This window comes from Pseudoalteromonas sp. SG43-6, from assembly GCF_014164365.1.
GTDB lineage: Bacteria > Pseudomonadota > Gammaproteobacteria > Enterobacterales > Alteromonadaceae > Pseudoalteromonas > Pseudoalteromonas rhizosphaerae.
The window spans coordinates 38,448-54,531 of record NZ_JACJEZ010000004.1 but is presented as its reverse complement, the minus strand read 5'-3'; the positions used below and the strand labels follow the sequence as shown (position 1 = coordinate 54,531).

15 protein-coding genes are annotated in these 16,084 nt (G+C 40.5%); 9 read left to right on the top strand and 6 right to left on the bottom strand.

All coding sequences use genetic code 11. The annotated features are described in order from the left end of the window. Nucleotides 1-121: 121 nt before the first annotated feature. Nucleotides 122-1,453, top strand: a complete 1,332-nt coding sequence (locus tag H5201_RS02490; protein WP_182739241.1) for a dicarboxylate/amino acid:cation symporter — start codon at nt 122-124, stop codon at nt 1,451-1,453. Between the two features lie 70 nt (nt 1,454-1,523). On the opposite strand, the gene sohB is transcribed toward H5201_RS02490, so the two are convergent. Beyond that, nucleotides 1,524-2,540 carry a protease SohB gene (gene sohB / locus H5201_RS02485; protein WP_182783635.1) on the bottom strand — a complete coding sequence of 339 codons (1,017 nt, stop codon included), beginning with the start codon at nt 2,538-2,540 and terminating at the stop codon, nt 1,524-1,526. A 96-nt stretch (nt 2,541-2,636) separates the two neighbouring features. Further along, complete coding sequence (locus H5201_RS02480; RefSeq protein WP_182783632.1) at nt 2,637-5,042, bottom strand: VolA/Pla-1 family phospholipase; 2,406 nt, start codon at nt 5,040-5,042, stop codon at nt 2,637-2,639. Between the two features lie 250 nt (nt 5,043-5,292). Here H5201_RS02480 and H5201_RS02475 point away from each other — a divergent pair, with 250 nt between their 5' ends. Next, nucleotides 5,293-6,039 (top strand): YciK family oxidoreductase, encoded by a 747-nt coding sequence (locus H5201_RS02475; RefSeq protein ID WP_182734863.1) that lies wholly within the window; start codon nt 5,293-5,295, stop codon nt 6,037-6,039. Between the two features lie 220 nt (nt 6,040-6,259). On the opposite strand, the gene rluB is transcribed toward H5201_RS02475, so the two are convergent. From rluB to H5201_RS02460, 3 genes are all read right to left on the bottom strand, one after another. After that, nucleotides 6,260-7,129, bottom strand: coding sequence for a 23S rRNA pseudouridine(2605) synthase RluB (gene rluB, locus H5201_RS02470; RefSeq protein WP_145233749.1), 870 nt, complete (start codon nt 7,127-7,129; stop codon nt 6,260-6,262). Then, nucleotides 7,126-7,716, bottom strand: coding sequence for an SMC-Scp complex subunit ScpB (scpB, locus tag H5201_RS02465; protein WP_149981032.1), 591 nt, complete (start codon nt 7,714-7,716; stop codon nt 7,126-7,128). Before scpB ends, rluB begins: the two co-directional genes overlap by 4 nt. A 169-nt stretch (nt 7,717-7,885) precedes the next feature. Beyond that, on the bottom strand, nt 7,886-8,317 hold the full coding sequence (locus H5201_RS02460) for an exonuclease III (protein ID WP_145233745.1): 432 nt from the start codon (nt 8,315-8,317) through the stop codon (nt 7,886-7,888). A 247-nt stretch (nt 8,318-8,564) separates the two neighbouring features. On the opposite strand from H5201_RS02460, the gene xthA reads away from it, so the two are divergent. Genes xthA through rlmA form a run of 3 tightly spaced genes read left to right on the top strand, consistent with a single transcriptional unit; the run spans nt 8,565 to nt 10,857 of the window. Further along, on the top strand, nt 8,565-9,371 hold the full coding sequence (gene xthA / locus H5201_RS02455) for an exodeoxyribonuclease III (RefSeq protein ID WP_182783630.1): 807 nt from the start codon (nt 8,565-8,567) through the stop codon (nt 9,369-9,371). 29 nt (nt 9,372-9,400) lie between these two features. Further along, nucleotides 9,401-10,048 (top strand): energy-coupling factor ABC transporter permease, encoded by a 648-nt coding sequence (locus H5201_RS02450; RefSeq protein WP_182783681.1) that lies wholly within the window; start codon nt 9,401-9,403, stop codon nt 10,046-10,048. Then, the gene (gene rlmA / locus H5201_RS02445; RefSeq protein WP_145233741.1) at nt 10,045-10,857 is read left to right on the top strand and encodes a 23S rRNA (guanine(745)-N(1))-methyltransferase; all 813 of its coding nucleotides are present in this window, start codon (nt 10,045-10,047) and stop codon (nt 10,855-10,857) included. The genes H5201_RS02450 and rlmA overlap by 4 nt, the downstream gene beginning before the upstream one ends. Here rlmA and yfbV read toward each other — a convergent pair. Further along, nucleotides 10,838-11,284, bottom strand: a complete 447-nt coding sequence (yfbV, locus tag H5201_RS02440) for a terminus macrodomain insulation protein YfbV (RefSeq protein ID WP_145234096.1) — start codon at nt 11,282-11,284, stop codon at nt 10,838-10,840. The two genes, rlmA and yfbV, sit on opposite strands and share 20 nt — an antisense overlap. 318 nt (nt 11,285-11,602) lie before the next feature. Between yfbV and H5201_RS02435 the strand changes: the two genes are divergently transcribed. From H5201_RS02435 to H5201_RS02420, 4 genes are all read left to right on the top strand, one after another. Further along, nucleotides 11,603-12,814: an acetate kinase gene (locus H5201_RS02435; RefSeq protein WP_182717894.1), complete on the top strand. Its 1,212-nt coding sequence runs from the start codon at nt 11,603-11,605 to the stop codon at nt 12,812-12,814. Nucleotides 12,815-12,816: 2 nt separating this feature from the next. Then, nucleotides 12,817-14,967, top strand: a complete 2,151-nt coding sequence (gene pta / locus H5201_RS02430; RefSeq protein ID WP_182759802.1) for a phosphate acetyltransferase — start codon at nt 12,817-12,819, stop codon at nt 14,965-14,967. A gap of 224 nt (nt 14,968-15,191) precedes the next feature. Beyond that, on the top strand, nt 15,192-15,590 hold the full coding sequence (locus H5201_RS02425) for an ACT domain-containing protein (RefSeq protein WP_145233734.1): 399 nt from the start codon (nt 15,192-15,194) through the stop codon (nt 15,588-15,590). Beyond that, entirely contained in the window at nt 15,590-16,084 is a 495-nt protein-coding gene (locus H5201_RS02420; RefSeq protein WP_145233732.1) for a PTS glucose transporter subunit IIA, read from the top strand. The genes H5201_RS02425 and H5201_RS02420 overlap by 1 nt, the downstream gene beginning before the upstream one ends.

The following is a 16,084-nucleotide window of genomic DNA, read 5'->3' as shown; positions in this document are numbered from 1 at the left end:
CTTTTATTACTTTTTTATGGTTTTTTTCAACAATATTTTTTTTCATATTTAGCGATTTTTTCTGTATAAAAATCTGCATGCTGGTAGGCTATGGCAAATTTATAAAAAATAGATTGTTACTATGTCAAAAATCCGTTCAATGAGTTTAACCACCCGTATCATGATAGGTATGTTTCTGGGGGTTGCTGTAGGCTTCATTTTCCAAGCAATATTAGCTGGCGAAGACGATTTTCTAATCCCACTTGGATTATTCTCTTTGCCAATTAAGAGCTTTTTTGTTGATGGTTTATTTCATATTGGTGGACAAATATTTATCGCCAGTTTGAAAATGTTAGTTGTACCGCTGGTATTTGTATCACTTGTTTGTGGTACATGTAGCTTAAGTGACCCGAAAAAATTAGGCCGTTTAGGCGGTAAATCAATCGCTCTTTATCTTATTACTACCGCAATTGCAATTACGGTTGCGATTACCTTGGCATTATTAGTTAATCCAGGGGAAGGGATTAACTTACCTTCTGAAGCGACTTATAGCGCAAAAGAAGCACCAACTCTTGCACAAGTAATCATTGGCATGTTCCCAACCAATCCAATTGATGCCATGGCAAGCGGCAATATGTTACAAGTAATTGTATTCGCATTGCTATTTGGTATTGCAATGGCTCTTGGCGGCAGTGCTGGTAAACGAGTAGCGGTTGTTTTTGAAGATTTAAACACCGTGATCTTAAAGTTAGTTACCTTATTAATGAATGTGGCTCCTTATGGGGTGTTCTGCTTAATGGCGAAGCTATTCACTACTATCGAGTTGAACTTGATAGTCAGCTTAGCTAAATATTTTGGTGTTGTGGTGGCTGCATTATTTTTCCATGCATTTATTAATTACAGTTTATTACTGAAATTTTTAACTGGATTAAACCCGATTATCTTTTTGAAAAAAATGAAGCATGCCTGTTTATTTGCATTTAGCACTTCAAGTTCAAGTGCAACAATGCCTATTACACTTGAAACAGCCACTAAAAAATTAGGGGCAAAAAATTCAGTTGCGTCATTTACAATTCCACTCGGTGCCACTATTAACATGGACGGTACAGCAATCATGCAAGGTGTGGCTACGGTATTTATTGCACAAGTCTTCAGTGTTGATCTAACAATTTCAGATTACTTAATGGTAATTTTAACCGCCACTTTAGCGTCTGTAGGCACCGCTGGTGTTCCTGGCGTAGGCTTGATCATGCTTGCCATGGTCCTGAATCAAGTTGGTTTACCTGTTGAGGGCATTGCCATCATTATTGGCGTTGATAGGTTACTTGATATGACTCGTACGGCGGTCAATGTCACAGGCGATTGTATGGTGACATGTGTGGTTGCTAAATCTGAAGGTGAACTAGATGAGGCAGTATTTAACGACCCAAATGCAGCCAAAGACTTAGAGGATTATCACAAATCAACTGACTAAAGTTGTCCGTGTATAAATGAAAAAAACCCGCAAATTTGCGGGTTTTTTTATCATTTAATAACGGAAACCTTTATGGGTTTAGCCCTTTTAAACGAGACAATAATGATATACCGGTTTTGTTAACAGTGTTACTCAACCCGATAGCAAGCTTGTCGCTTAAGCTCTTTTTAACTTTATATTTAATTTTATATATTTGTCGCTCATCTTGATACTTAAGTAATGTGTCATCACTGGTTTCTATAGTATCGACTAGACCTTTTTCAAGCGCTTGAGTCGCAAACCAGTGCTCACCTGTTGCCACTAAGTTAATATCTAAACTTGGCCGTTGACTGCTAACAAACTGTTTGAATAAGTCATGAGTTTGCTCTATTTCTTCTTTAAACTTCTCCCGTGCTTTATCTGTATTTTCACCAAATAAAGTTAAGGTACGTTTAAACTCACCCGCAGTGATTTGTTCAAAATCAACATCGTTTTTCTTCAGAATTTTATTAAAATTTGGAATTTGTGCTATCACACCAATAGAGCCAACGATAGCAAACGGTGCGGCAACAATTTCATCAGCGACACAGGCCATCATGTAACCACCACTGGCAGCAACTTTATCAATCGCAACCGTAAGGTGAATACCTCTATTTTTAATGCGTTGTAGCTGGGAAGCAGCAAGTCCATAGCCATGAACCACCCCGCCACCACTTTCTAGCCTAACCAACACTTTGTCTTGCTTAGGATCGGCAATTGCAACAATTGCGGTAATTTCTTCACGTAAGCTATCGACTTCATGAGCATCCATACTACCATTAAAATCAAGTACATATAATCGTGGTTTCGAATGTTCATCAGTGCTTTTTTTAGCATCATTCTTTTGTTCTTTATGGTGTGCTTTTAATGCTTTTTTAGATAAGGTGCTTGCAATAAAATCATTTTTCAAATCATCTAACTGCTCAGAAATATCATCAATCTCAATCTCACCTTTTTTACTTTTAGGCTTTATCGCTGCAGCGACACTAATTAATATTACCGCAGCGGCGGCAATCACAAATGTCGCCGTTTTAGCTAGAAACAGCCCGTACTCATATAGAAATTCCAATCGTATTCTCCAAACAAAAATTTGACCTAATTTACCATTCAAACAAAAAAAAGCCACTTTTCAGTGGCTTTTCATTTATTTTAATACTCTAAAAAGTTAATCAGTGACAATCTCGGTATTTTGAATAGATAACGCACGACCTCGAGTTACTAAGTAAGTTGCAATCTGTAATTGCATTTCACTTGTCACTGCTGCACTCGCTTGTGGCGATAATACCGAGCTGTGACCACCATCTGTAAACTTAACTAAATAACTGCTAGGCTCAGCATTTGGCCCTTGTGTAGTCGCCACAGTAGAAAGCCCCATTAATCTAGCAAGTGTTAGCGACCCTGCAATTGGGTTATTGACGGTTGTTGGTGGAATAACTTGGTCAGGAAGATTACCTGCACCATCACCAACCACGACATTCATATAAACTGGTGTGCCAAGAGCATTCAAACTGGTCGCATAGTTTGTTGGATCTCCACTATCAAGGACCGTTTGTGCAGCAAATGCAAATTGTGTCATTACACCTTGGATCTTGGCCGTTTTAGCCGTTTCACCTGCAACAGTTAATGAAGTTATATATTCAGGATAAGCACAACTTACATATGCTTGCTGGTTTTCGGCAAACACACCACAATTAGATACTGCATCAGTTTGTAAGTAAGTCGCAAATTCAGCTGATTCTGCCGTACCTGCGGCCAATAAAACAGAGCCTTGTACAAATGGCCCAAAAGACGCTGACTCTAATAAGAAACTGGCGATACCACCACCACCACTGGCAAGAGCAACAGTGTTCACTTTGAACAATCCATCAACTTGTTCATCGAGTGGCGTATTAGCTTGTGCTATAAAAGCGGGTGCTACTACAGCTCCTAATGAATGACCTATAAATGACACGTCTTGTGTATTCAATGACGTATCGTTAGTCAAGTTTAAGCCTAAACGCAGGCCTAGTAAGTCGGCCGCAGACTGTCTTAAATTGTCGCGCGCAACGAGTAATGATTGCAAGTTCATATACGCCAAAACAGAGCCAGTTGAGGCATTAAAATCATCTATACCATCATCATCCACGTCGATACCACGCTCACCATGAACCGGGTGATCAATGGCAACTGTTGCAAAGCCTTGAATGGCTAAACTAGCCGTTAATGCCAACATGTCTTCTTTTTTAGAAGTAATACCGTGCTGCATAATCACCACAGGCCAACCACCCGCAGGCATTTCAAGTGCAGACATACCAAGACTTTGTGTTCTGATAAAATTTATTACAGGCAAAATAGGTTTTGTTATCTGAACAGGTACTTCTTGCTGGCTTTGCACTTTAGGGATTGAGTTGTATTTAGTTAGATGTCTTGTTGTATCTAGTCCTAAATCACGTAATCGTCCATCACTTAATGCTGAGCAAGTGCCATCGCTGACACTAACTGGAGCTGTCGGAAAGTTTTCTCCTTCAGCTGCTTTATACCCTAATACTGCAACTGCGTTATCGCACATGCCTTGCCAGTATGTAGCAGCTAAATCTGAAATTTCTTTTCCTTCAGGCTGAGATAAATACATGGGTAATGTAACGCTGCCTTTTTGATATTGAACACCTGCAAATGCTGGCGAAAGTCCCGTAATACCTTGTGAAGCAAAGACTTGCTCAACCGTTAACATTGGTTGTTCAGGAATTTGAACCATTGGCGTTGGCAAGGCTGGATTTTGTAAGCTCGCTGCTAGCAATTTTTTAATAGTACCAAGCACTGGACCTACAGATTGAATGGTCATCGCTGCTGAATATATAATCTCATCTTTAGTGATCGTGCCGCCTGAAATAAGTACATTTTCATAGCTATTTACCACGCCCTGCAGCGCGAGTTGCGATTCAGTTACTAATGGGGCTTCCTGTTTTACTAATCCGTAGGTTGAAGATGGCTGGATTGAACGCCCTAATGAGTCTTTAAGCTCAGTCGTCAGCACATTAATATACGAGCTGCCAGCTTTAAACGGTTTTAATGGAATAATAGCAACCGCATTGCCACTTGCTTTAGTGATGAAATCAACGCCAAAGGTTAATTCACCTAATAATTTACATCCTGCTCCAGCGGGTACCGCTGCGCAATCTGCATCTGTTAAACTAGCGCCCATAACAACTTCAAAAATACGCACAGATCCCGGCGCACCAGCCGAACTTTCATCAAGGCTCACATTCGCAGGAAAGGTAAGATCTACTTTATAGGGAACTTGGCTAGACCAGCCATCAAGTGCACCTAGTGCCAGTGACGGGTTAGCATAGGCGCTTCTTGGCACTGATGCACCATTAGCACTCAACTCACCGGGGATATTTATAGTGCCATCTTTTGTACCACTCATTAATAAATCATTTGGTACTGAAATAACCCCATTTGCGGGATCAAACTTCACTGTAGCTGATGGAATAACTGGTGGTGTATCATTTTTAACATCTTCTAACGTTTCACCGCCGCCGCAACCAGCTAGAGCAGCTGTAATTGCAAGTGAGAGTAGCATTTTTTTCATATTGTTTGCTCCGCACGTAATCTTTTTTTTATGTGTGTTGATAAATAAGTGTAGCTAATTTTGTTACTAATTCTTTTAAGTTTTCGCGTAATATTTAGTTAAAATAATGTAATTAGGTTATTAATAAGACATTAGACCAGTTAAAGTTAACGTAAAGTTTCAAATTTCGCCACCTTATTTTGCAATAAATTCGATAACTTGGTGTTTTGCTATGTTAAAATCAATCAAATTGATTTTTTGGACCTTTATTATGCAAACCTATAAAGCGGCTGATAATGCCCTACAAGACAAAGTGATCTTAGTAACTGGTGCAGGTGACGGCATTGGCCGAGTGGCTGCAATAACTTATGCCAAACATGGCGCAACGGTTATATTATTGGGTAAAACCACCAGCAAACTGGAAGCGGTATACGATGAAATCATTGCCGTTGGCGGGCCAAAACCTGCGATTGTACCGATGGATTTAAAAGGTGCAAGCAAACAAAACTTTCGTGATTTAGGCGCTACCATTGAACAGCAATTTGGTAAACTAGATGGCTTGCTCAATAATGCAGGAATAATTGGCTCACTGGGTCCACTTGAGCATTTTTGTTCATCAACGTTTGATAACATCATGAAAGTGAATGTTACCGCTCAAGCGATGATCACAAAATATATGTTTCCAGTTTTACGTAAATCTCCAAGTGCTTCAATTATTTTCACCTCTTCTGGGGTTGGTCGCCAAGGCCGTGAGTTTTGGGGCGCGTATGCCATTTCAAAATTTGCAGTTGAAGGAATGATGCAAACATGGGCATGTGAAGTAGGTAAAACGAATATCCGGATAAATTGTATTAATCCCGGCGCCACCCACACAGCTATGCGTGCCAGTGTCTATCCAGGCGAAGATCGCGATAAACTAGCCTGCCCTGAAGACTTAATGCCAACTTATTTATACTTAATGAGTGATGATTCAAAAGACGTCAATGGTCAATCATTAGACGCGCAAACAAAAAAATAATACCAGTCGTGTTAAGTTACTGACCATTTATAGCGACAGATAAATACAGTGATAACAAGGCAGGAATTTTGACATGTATTGCTCTACATAAAAAATCCCTAACGCAATTAGCACTTTATTTAGCCTGCTAGAATGGTTAAATATTTAAGTCGATTGGTATAAACCAAGTACTAAACATAAAAAGCCGCTAATTAGCGGCTTTTTTAATGCAAGGCAGATATTAACGGCGTTTAGTTTGTTTAACGCGATTATTATGTTTTTTGACTGCTTTACGAATTTGATTAATTTTAGCGCGTTTATCTTTGCGTTTTTCAGGCATAACAGATAATTTTGTTTGCGTTTCACGGCCAAGCTTAACTGTTTTACGTAAGTAATTTACAGTCTCTAAATCTAGCTCAGCCCAACCACCTTGTGGTAGACGTTTATCGAGCTCTAACTTACCATAACGAATACGAATAAGACGAGAAACCTCAACGTCTTGAGACTGCCATAAACGACGAACTTCACGGTTACGCCCTTCTGTCAGCGTTACATTATACCAGCGGTTAATACCTTCGCCGCCCAGTGGTTTAATAGTAAGAAATTTTGCCATACCATCTTCAAGCTCAACCCCTTTGGTTAAATTTTTGATAGTTTCTGCTGTTACTTCACCAAATACACGTGCTGAATATTCACGCTCTACTTCGTAACTTGGGTGCATTAAGCGGTTAGCAAGCTCACCATCATTGGTGAACAACATTAAACCTGCGGTATTTATATCTAAACGACCAACAGCAATCCAACGTTCACCATCAACGCGCGGCAGGCGGTCAAATACTGTTCTACGTCCTTCAGGATCTTTACGTGTACATAACTCACCTTCAGGTTTGTTATACATAACAACGCGACAGATACGTTCAGCTTTTTCTTCAATTTTTACCGTATGGCCATCAACACGGATCTGGTCGGTTTCTTCAACACGATCACCCAGCTTTGCTACTTTACCATTAACACTGACACGATTTGCATCAATGTATTTTTCCATCTCACGTCGCGAACCTACGCCCGCTCTTGCTAAGACTTTTTGTAACTTTTCACCTTGTATACTCATTCGGATAGTTCTCTCACAGAAGGATCACTCAATAACTGGTCAATTTTACTTTGCTGCTGTTTTGGCAGTGGCGGTAAGTTATCTAAACCTGTTAACGAAAAATAATCTAAAAATTGTTTGGTTGTGGCATATAAAGCGGGCCTACCTGGCACCTCTTTATGACCAACAACATGTATCCACTCACGCTCGAGCAGACTTTTAATAATAGTTGAGCCTACGGTCACTCCACGTACTTGCTCTATCTCGCCCCGAGTTATCGGCTGACGATAAGCAATAAGCGAAAGAGTTTCTAATAGTGCACGGGAATATTTAGGCGCCCGTTCTTGCCAAAGGTTATTTAACCAAGGGGCTAAGCTGGCACACGCCTGAAATCTAAATCCACTACCGACTTCAACTAAGCGAATACCACGGGTTTGATAATGAATTTGGATCTGTTCAATCGCGAGGTTAATACGTGTCATAGACACACTTAACTCAGTTAATACGGTGTCTTTTAAATGCCGTTTACTGACTGGTTTTCCCGCAACAAAAATCGCCGCTTCAATGATCTCAACAAGCTGCTCATCACTGATTCGTTTCGTAGCCATTTTCGTAGCAGATTTTGTCACCATAGGCACCAAGACGTTGCGGTATATTCAGCGCGCTATTATGCCAGATCAATGCAAAGGTTGGAAAAGTTATTCTATAAAAATGTAAAATAGCAGCGATTAAAGCGCTGCTATTTTAGATAAACGAGCTAGTGCGTTACATTTTTAATCAAATTGTCGCACCTTGATATCGTTTCACAAACTCAGTAACCACTTCACCATTACAGATCAATGAGTTTAAGTTTGCTATTTTTTCTTTCACTGGAGCCAAACCTTGCTTCAAGGCAGTAATACATAGCTGTGTTTCTGCCTGTGAGTTTTTAGCAAACACTTCAATTACTTTTTCTTGGCGAACTTTATCATCCACTTTTTTTGCAATATCACGAATATCATCACCATTACACAAAATACTTTTTGAATAACGTGATAAATACACCCCGTGCTGGGCTGCAACTTTGCGTGCTGCAGTAAATCCTTCGTTAGCACTGATTGAGCATAATTTAGATTCAATTTTATGATCAGCATTATAATAATGTGCTGCACTGGCAGTCTCAGAGAAAGCAGTCGCTGCGACGAATAATGCTAATAATTGTAGTTTCATGATTTACCTTTAAGTGGAGTTATATTGTGAGCAATTTTTGCGCATTATATAGACCGAAGTTTACAAATCAACCGAATTATTTATTTAATTTTTTATTTAAAAAAGCGTTAACAATGTTTAATCAAAATTCATACTTTGTTCAACAATTGAGCGGCTTATTATTATAAATAAGCGCATGTACCATACGCTAATTGATGGTAGAATTTGCCATAATCTGCAAAAGATAACTCTAATTAAAGGTCAAGCCATGAAAGTAATTTCATTTAACATTAACGGGCTGAGAGCTCGTCTGCACCAATTACAAGCAATCATAGATAAACATCAGCCTGATATAATCGGCTTACAAGAAATAAAAGTACATGATGAAGCTTTCCCACTCGAAGATGTTCAAAATATGGGTTACCACGTTTATTTTCATGGTCAAAAAGCACATTATGGCGTAGCTATGTTATGCAAAACTGAACCTAAGTCTGTGGTTAAAGGATTCGCAACCGATACTGATGAATCACAAAAGCGCATGATCAGCGTCACTGTTAGCCAAGAAAATGGCCGTGATCTAACCGTAATGAATGGCTATTTTCCACAAGGCGATAACATTACTCATGAAACAAAATTTCCGTATAAGCGACAGTTCTACCGTGATCTAATGACTCACTTACAAAGCCACCACAGTAACGACGAGGATGTCATTGTCATGGGCGACATCAATATTTCTCCTACTGATCTTGATATTGGCATTGGTGAGGTTAATCGCAAGCGTTGGTTAAAAACTGGCAAATGTTCATTCCAGCCTGAAGAACGTCAATGGCTTGCAACCTTGCTAGATTGGGGCTTTACAGACACCTTCCGTGAACTTCACCCATACACAAGCGAACAGTACTCTTGGTTTGATTATCGCTCTCGAGGCTTTGATGATAATCGTGGTCTACGCATTGACGTTATCCTAGCGACTCCAACTTTGGCTGCTCGTTGTATTGAAGCGGGAATTGACTATGAATTACGTGGTATTGAAAAGCCATCAGATCATGCGCCAATATGGTCAACCTTTAGTTAACGCTAATGGATAAGCTAACGACAATCCCGATAATAAGCATTGAACTTCAGGCAATTGCTTGGCTTGTTATCGGCAGTGTTTTTTGGTCGAGTGTCAATAAATCACACTACCAACATTTAATAACCACGCCAGCCCGTCAAACAGGCCTATTTGTCTGTGCGTTAGCATTTGCCTTATTGTGGCGAATTAAAGCCGGCATATTACCCGGTCTTGAACTGCATATTTTAGGTGTAACTGCCATAACGCTTATTTTAGGCTGGCGCTTTGCATTATTGAGCGCCACCCTAGCAAGTCTGCTATTAACGGCTTTCAATCAAATAAGCATTGCGCAATTACCTATCCACTTATTGTTAACCGCTTACTTACCCATTTTAGTCAGTTATGGGATATTTATACTGTGTTATAACCTATTACCACGGCATTTTTTCATTTACATTTTTGTATGTACTTTTATTTGCGCCGCTTTCATCGCCTGCTTTAAGATTATCACCATTAGCTTATTTTATTATTTAACCGGCAATTACAATTGGTTTGAGTTAAGTGAAAACTATCTCTATTTATGTGTCATTATTTGCTTTCCTGAAGCGATGTTAAACGGCATGGCTATTACCCTATTGATCACCTATCGCCCACATTGGGTAAAAACATTTTATGATAAGGATTACCTAGATCCATGAGTCTCGATTACCAATGCCCGCTCTGCCAACAATCGCTTGAGTTACATGCCAAAGTGCTAAAATGTATTAACAACCATAGCTTTGACACTGCAAAAGAAGGCTATGTGAATTTATTACCTGTGCAACAAAAGAACTCTAAGCAACCTGGCGATAATCTTGACATGGTACAAGCAAGGCGTGCTTTTTTAACCACTGGGCACTACCAGTTTTTACAACATGCCGTTGCACAGCGAGTTGCTCTGCAAGCACCACAACAGGTAATTGATTTAGGGTGCGGGGAAGGTTTTTATACTCATGCGATTGCCAATGCATGTACTGCACACGTTTATGGCGTCGATATATCAAAATCAGCGGTTAAATATGCTGCAAAGCGATACAGTAATTGTAATTTTAGCGTTGCATCAATCAGCCAAGCTCCATTTAATGATGGCTCAGCAGATGTATTAGTGAGTATTTTTGCCCCATTATTTGATGCTGAATTGGCTCGATTAGCAAAACCAGACGCTACATTGGTAGTTGCAAGCCCTGGCCCTTGGCATTTAAAAGAACTCAAGCACTATATTTACCGAGACGTCAATGCGCATACACCGATTGCTGCGCCTGTAGGGTTTGAGCTTATAGAGCAAACATTATTAGAACAACAGATAAGCTTGCCATTTAAAGATGTGAAGAACTTGATCACCATGACTCCCTTTGCTTGGAAGTTTCGTCCTGAACATTGGCAACAACTAGAACAACAAGGTGAGCAAGTCGTCACCCTGTCATTTTATGTTAGTCAATTTAAACGTGTTACAGATTCTCTCGGGTAAACGCGCGGTCCATTTTATCAAACATATCATTGAGTAAATGGGCCAACTCTGCATAACGTGGTTTATCTTTAGGGACATGCCCTTGGTAGCCATTGGCTACCATTTTTGTATGAAGCTCTTTATACCAATGCTCCATCGCAGGCTCAAGTACAGTATCTGCACGCTTGCCTAACCACAGCAATCCCTGTAGCGGTAGAGATAAAAAAAACAACGCGATAGCGACTGCTTGAGGTAAAAAACTGCTGCCTAAATAATTAATTTGCATAAATAAAGTGAGCATTGCCAAAATCGGCATTACTGTAATTGCCAGCTCGGTGGCTTTGATCACTCTAAACTCCGTGAACAGAGGCGCTAATTCTTTACGCATAGGCCATTTTTTTGCATATTCACGACCAGTTTGGACTTGTGACATCACACTTTTTTGCATCATGACTCCTAGGTGTCGCTGGTATATTTATTAATGTTACCGCAATGAGTGTATCATATTCACGGTAACATTCCTGTGTAAAATCCCTTCCACCTTTTTCGTCCAAAACGTGTTTTTGATCATGGTTTAAACTTACCTTAAAACAATTAATGAGTTAAAATAAGCGCACGTTAAGTCAACTAGACTTTAGTATAGTCATTACAGATATCCATAGCAATTTATCGACCAATGACTCTTTTACTTTAATCACTATGCTCGAGTACTTGGTTATATAACAACTAAGCTTAATGCGCAATTGTCAAAAAATGGGATCCTGTTATGTCTTCGCAATCATCACCTCATCATGTTCTTGTACTGAACTGTGGAAGTTCGAGTTTAAAATTCGCTATTTTAGATGCCACCACATCTGAAGAAATCATTTCAGGTCTTGCTGAACGCCTAGGCTCATCGTCGCCATCTGTGAAATACAAATACCTTGGCAAAAAACAACTGATTGAACTTGCGCCTAATCAAGCTCACAGTGCAGCAATCGATACCTTAGTTAGCCTTATTAACGAACACCATTTAGCTGAAAACCTTATTGCAGTAGGTCATCGCGTGGTTCACGGCGGCGAGCACTTTACTAAATCGGTACTGATTGACGACGATGTAATTAAAGGAATCACTCAAGCCGCTACGCTTGCGCCATTACATGGGCACGCTAATTTATTAGGCATTGCTGCTGCGCAAGCATCATTCAAGGGACTACCGCAAGTAGCAGTGTTTGATACCGCGTTTCATCAAACCATGGGCAATGTTGCCTATTTATATGCCCTCCCTTATAAACTTTATACTGATTATGGTGTTAGACGTTACGGCTTTCATGGTACCAGCCATTATTATGTTTCAGGTCAAACAGCAGTCCTTTTAAACCAGCCTATTGAGCAAAGTAATTTTATCAGCGCTCACTTAGGTAATGGCTGCTCTGTGTGTGCTATTAAAAATGGCAAAAGTGTTGATACCAGCATGGGCTTAACTCCACTAGAAGGCTTAATGATGGGCACCCGCAGCGGAGATATTGATCCGGGTTTATTTAACTTTTTAACCACCCAACTTAACTACGATGCACAACAAATTGATGACTTATTAAACCAACAAAGTGGCTTACTGGGTATCAGTGAACTTTCTAATGACTGTCGTACAATAGAAGAAGCTGCTGTTGCCGGAAATGAAAAAGCCATTTTAGCATTGGAGATGTTTTGTTATCGTTTAGCAAAACAAATAGCCGCATTTATGGTGCCATTGCAACGCCTTGATGCGTTAATTTTTACCGGTGGTATTGGGGAAAACTCCGATATTATTCGTGATAAAGTAATAACACAGCTGAGCTATCTTGGCCTTGATTGCGACAGTGCAGCCAACCTTGCAGCCCGATTTGGCACACAAGGTGTTATCAGCAGTAATAATGCAAAAACAAAAGCAGTAGTAATGCCAACAAATGAAGAGTGGATCATTGCTCTTGATGCCGCCTCAATTGCACAGGAGTTATAATTATGGCACGTCGAATTATGCTAGTACCTATCTCTACTGGGGTTGGTTTAACATCGGTCTCAGTCGGGTTAGTGCGTGCATTAGAACAAAAAGCGGTCAAAGTTAATTTTTTCAAGCCCATAGCCCAGCCTCGCTCAGGTGAAACGGGCCCTGAAAAATCAACACAAATTGTCACCCAAGGTTCGCCTATTACACCACCTACTCCCTTTGCACTAAATTATGCAGAGCAAATGATCGGGGATGGTAAAGGTGATGATTTACTTGAAGAAATTGTTGAGCGCTTTGAAAATGCCATAGGCAACGATGTGGTCGCAATTATCGAAGGTATGGTCCCTACTCGCCGCCAACCTTATGCAGGTAGAGTAAACCGCGAAATAGCACAAACTCTCGGCGCTGACATTGTGTTTGTGCTCACTCCTGGTAATGACAGTAACGATCAAATTGAAGACCGCCTAGAAATTGCAGCCGGGTATTATGGCAGTGTTGACCATGCCCGCGTATTAGGCTGTATTTTTAATAAAGTAAATGCACCACTGGATGATGAAGGCAGAGCACGCGCCGATCTCGTGGAAGCACATAAACCCGACGAGCTTGACAATGAGCTCAATCGCTTAGCATCTTTACCTATTTTTAGAAAACATCCGTTTATGTTACTTGGCTCGATCCCATGGGATTTTGAGCTGGTTGCGCCGCGCGTTAAAGATTTATGTGCGTATTTAAAAGCTGACGTGATCAACGAAGGTGATATGGCTCATCGTCGTCTTCGCCGCGTAACATTTTGTGCCAGAACAGTGTCAAATATCTTAAATCATTTCACCCCAGGCGCACTGCTGGTGACCCCAGGCGATCGTTCAGATGTGTTAGTTGCGGCCTGTTTATCAGCCATGAATGGCACTAAATTAGGAGCTATCTTATTAACTGGTGGTTTTAAACCTGAGCCACGGATCATGACCTTGTGCGAACAAGCGATGGCCACCGGCCTGCCAATCCTCAGTACAGATGCTGACACCTGGCGTACTTCATTGCTACTGCATAACTTTAATATGGAAGTACCGTGCGATGACGTACAACGAATTGATAAAGTAAAGCATCATAATGCCAGCCATATTGATTCTGACTGGTTAGATACGCTTGCTAAAAGTGTCGGCAAAACTCGTAAAATGTCACCTCCAGCATTTCGTTATTTACTCACGGATAAAGCCCGCCAAGCGGCAAAAACTATAGTGTTACCTGAAGGCAATGAGCCTCGCACAATAAAAGCCGCCGCTATTTGCGGTCAACGTGGTATTGCGAAGACCATTCTATTGGGCGATCGAGAAGAAATTGAACGTATCGCTATACAACAAGGTGTTGAGCTAAACGAAAATGTAACCATTATCGAACCTCATGATGTGATCAACGACTATGTTGCGCCTATGGTTGAAATTCGTAAAAGCAAAGGCCTGACTGAAGTGGTTGCCCTTGAACAGCTCCAAGACAACGTTGTGCTTGGCACTATGATGTTAGAGCGTGGTCAAGTTGATGGTCTGGTTTCGGGTGCAGTAAATACAACTGCCAACACCATTCGTCCGCCGCTGCAATTAATAAAAACCGCACCAGGGTCATCATTAGTCTCGTCGGTGTTTTTTATGTTGCTGCCTGATCAAGTACTGGTATACGGAGATTGTGCTATTAATCCTGATCCAACCGCTGAGCAATTAGCCGATATTGCCATTCAATCCGCAGACTCAGCCGCCGCATTTGGTATTGAGCCACGAGTAGCGATGATAAGCTACAGCACCGGCACATCAGGCACTGGGGCTGATGTAGAAAAAGTCCGTCTGGCAACAAAGTTAGCGCAACAAAAGCGCCCTGATCTGATCATCGATGGTCCATTACAATATGATGCAGCGATTATGGAAAATGTCGCACTTAAAAAAGCACCAAATAGTCCAGTGGCTGGTAAAGCGACGGTGTTTATATTTCCAGACTTAAATACCGGGAATACCACTTATAAAGCGGTGCAACGAAGTGCTGATTTGATAAGTATCGGCCCAATGTTGCAAGGTATGCGCAAACCCGTCAATGACTTAAGCCGCGGTGCTTTGGTTGATGATATTGTCTATACCATTGCGCTTACTGCCATTCAAGCGGCACAAGCCGAAAATATTTAATACCATGGGTAAAGTGATTGCGTGGTGATCACTTTACCCTGAGCATTTCTTTAGCTAATAATAATTATAAATAAAATAAATAACTTAGCGTTGTTATACCTCCCTATTCCCAACCTTATCCACAGAAATTGTGGACAACATTGCTCTTTTATTTAAGTAAGATAATCTATACTATTGATCAGTATACACAGATGGGAAGTCTCACAATTAAAAAAGGGGTAGCAATGTCTAAGCAAACGTTACAACTGCATAGTACGGCCTTTACCATTCATAGCCTTGATGTTGATAGCGAGATCCCCGCTGCTTTATTCAAACAATCAATGTTTATTATCGCCAAAACCAACGATGAGTTATCTATTGTTTGCCCTAGCCAGTTCGCCATTGAAAGCCTTGATGCTGAGCACGATTGGCGCGCGTTAGAAGTGATCGGTCCACTTGGTTTTTCATTAACCGGAATAATGGCAAATATTTCTGGAGTTTTAGCCAGAGCAAATATCTCTATTTTTGCTATTTCAACCTACGACACCGATTACGTTTTAGTAAAACAACAGCGTATTAAAGATGCCATCAGCGCGTTAAAAAAAGATGGCTATCAGTTCCTCAATGAGCCCAAATTAACATAATGAAATACACGGATATTAGTTATTTACCACAACGTCAGTTAGCGGCTAACAGCATTGCAATTTGTAGCCCTTTTAGTGGTAAAGTTGCCCCATTAAGCGAGCACCCAGAACCCTTCTTTAGCTACGGCACACTTGGCCCAGGGATTATGGTTGCCCTGAGCAATCATAAAATATTAGCGCCCTTTGATGGTACATTAATGCAAGTAAAAAATGCCGGTACTGAATTTATTTTACAAGCCAACAATGGCTTAAAAGTGCTTCTAAATTTATATTTAGACCAACAGCAACACATTAAACACACTCATATAGCCCAACTCAACGGCAGTAAAATAACCAAAGGGCAACGGCTCGCTTATTTTGATCTTAGAGATCTCAATAGCCCCTTACTTGCCAGCCTTATTTTACTTAACGGGCATCAACTTAAACCAATACATTATTCTTTATCTCAGGTTACAGCTGGGGTAGATACTCTTTTAACACTAACTAAGAAGTAA

What these genes read in the sequence shown, in the direction of transcription:
- H5201_RS02490 (WP_182739241.1), top strand. Translation starts at nt 122, where the DNA reads ATGTCAAAAATCCGTTCAATGAGTTTAACCACCCGTATCATGATAGGT.
- H5201_RS02480 (WP_182783632.1), bottom strand. Translation starts at nt 5,042, where the DNA reads ATGAAAAAAATGCTACTCTCACTTGCAATTACAGCTGCTCTAGCTGGT.
- H5201_RS02475 (WP_182734863.1), top strand. Translation starts at nt 5,293, where the DNA reads ATGCAAACCTATAAAGCGGCTGATAATGCCCTACAAGACAAAGTGATC.
- rluB (WP_145233749.1), bottom strand. Translation starts at nt 7,129, where the DNA reads ATGAGTATACAAGGTGAAAAGTTACAAAAAGTCTTAGCAAGAGCGGGC.
- scpB (WP_149981032.1), bottom strand. Translation starts at nt 7,716, where the DNA reads ATGGCTACGAAACGAATCAGTGATGAGCAGCTTGTTGAGATCATTGAA.
- H5201_RS02460 (WP_145233745.1), bottom strand. Translation starts at nt 8,317, where the DNA reads ATGAAACTACAATTATTAGCATTATTCGTCGCAGCGACTGCTTTCTCT.
- xthA (WP_182783630.1), top strand. Translation starts at nt 8,565, where the DNA reads ATGAAAGTAATTTCATTTAACATTAACGGGCTGAGAGCTCGTCTGCAC.
- rlmA (WP_145233741.1), top strand. Translation starts at nt 10,045, where the DNA reads ATGAGTCTCGATTACCAATGCCCGCTCTGCCAACAATCGCTTGAGTTA.
- yfbV (WP_145234096.1), bottom strand. Translation starts at nt 11,284, where the DNA reads ATGCAAAAAAGTGTGATGTCACAAGTCCAAACTGGTCGTGAATATGCA.
- H5201_RS02435 (WP_182717894.1), top strand. Translation starts at nt 11,603, where the DNA reads ATGTCTTCGCAATCATCACCTCATCATGTTCTTGTACTGAACTGTGGA.
- pta (WP_182759802.1), top strand. Translation starts at nt 12,817, where the DNA reads ATGGCACGTCGAATTATGCTAGTACCTATCTCTACTGGGGTTGGTTTA.
- H5201_RS02425 (WP_145233734.1), top strand. Translation starts at nt 15,192, where the DNA reads ATGTCTAAGCAAACGTTACAACTGCATAGTACGGCCTTTACCATTCAT.
- H5201_RS02420 (WP_145233732.1), top strand. Translation starts at nt 15,590, where the DNA reads ATGAAATACACGGATATTAGTTATTTACCACAACGTCAGTTAGCGGCT.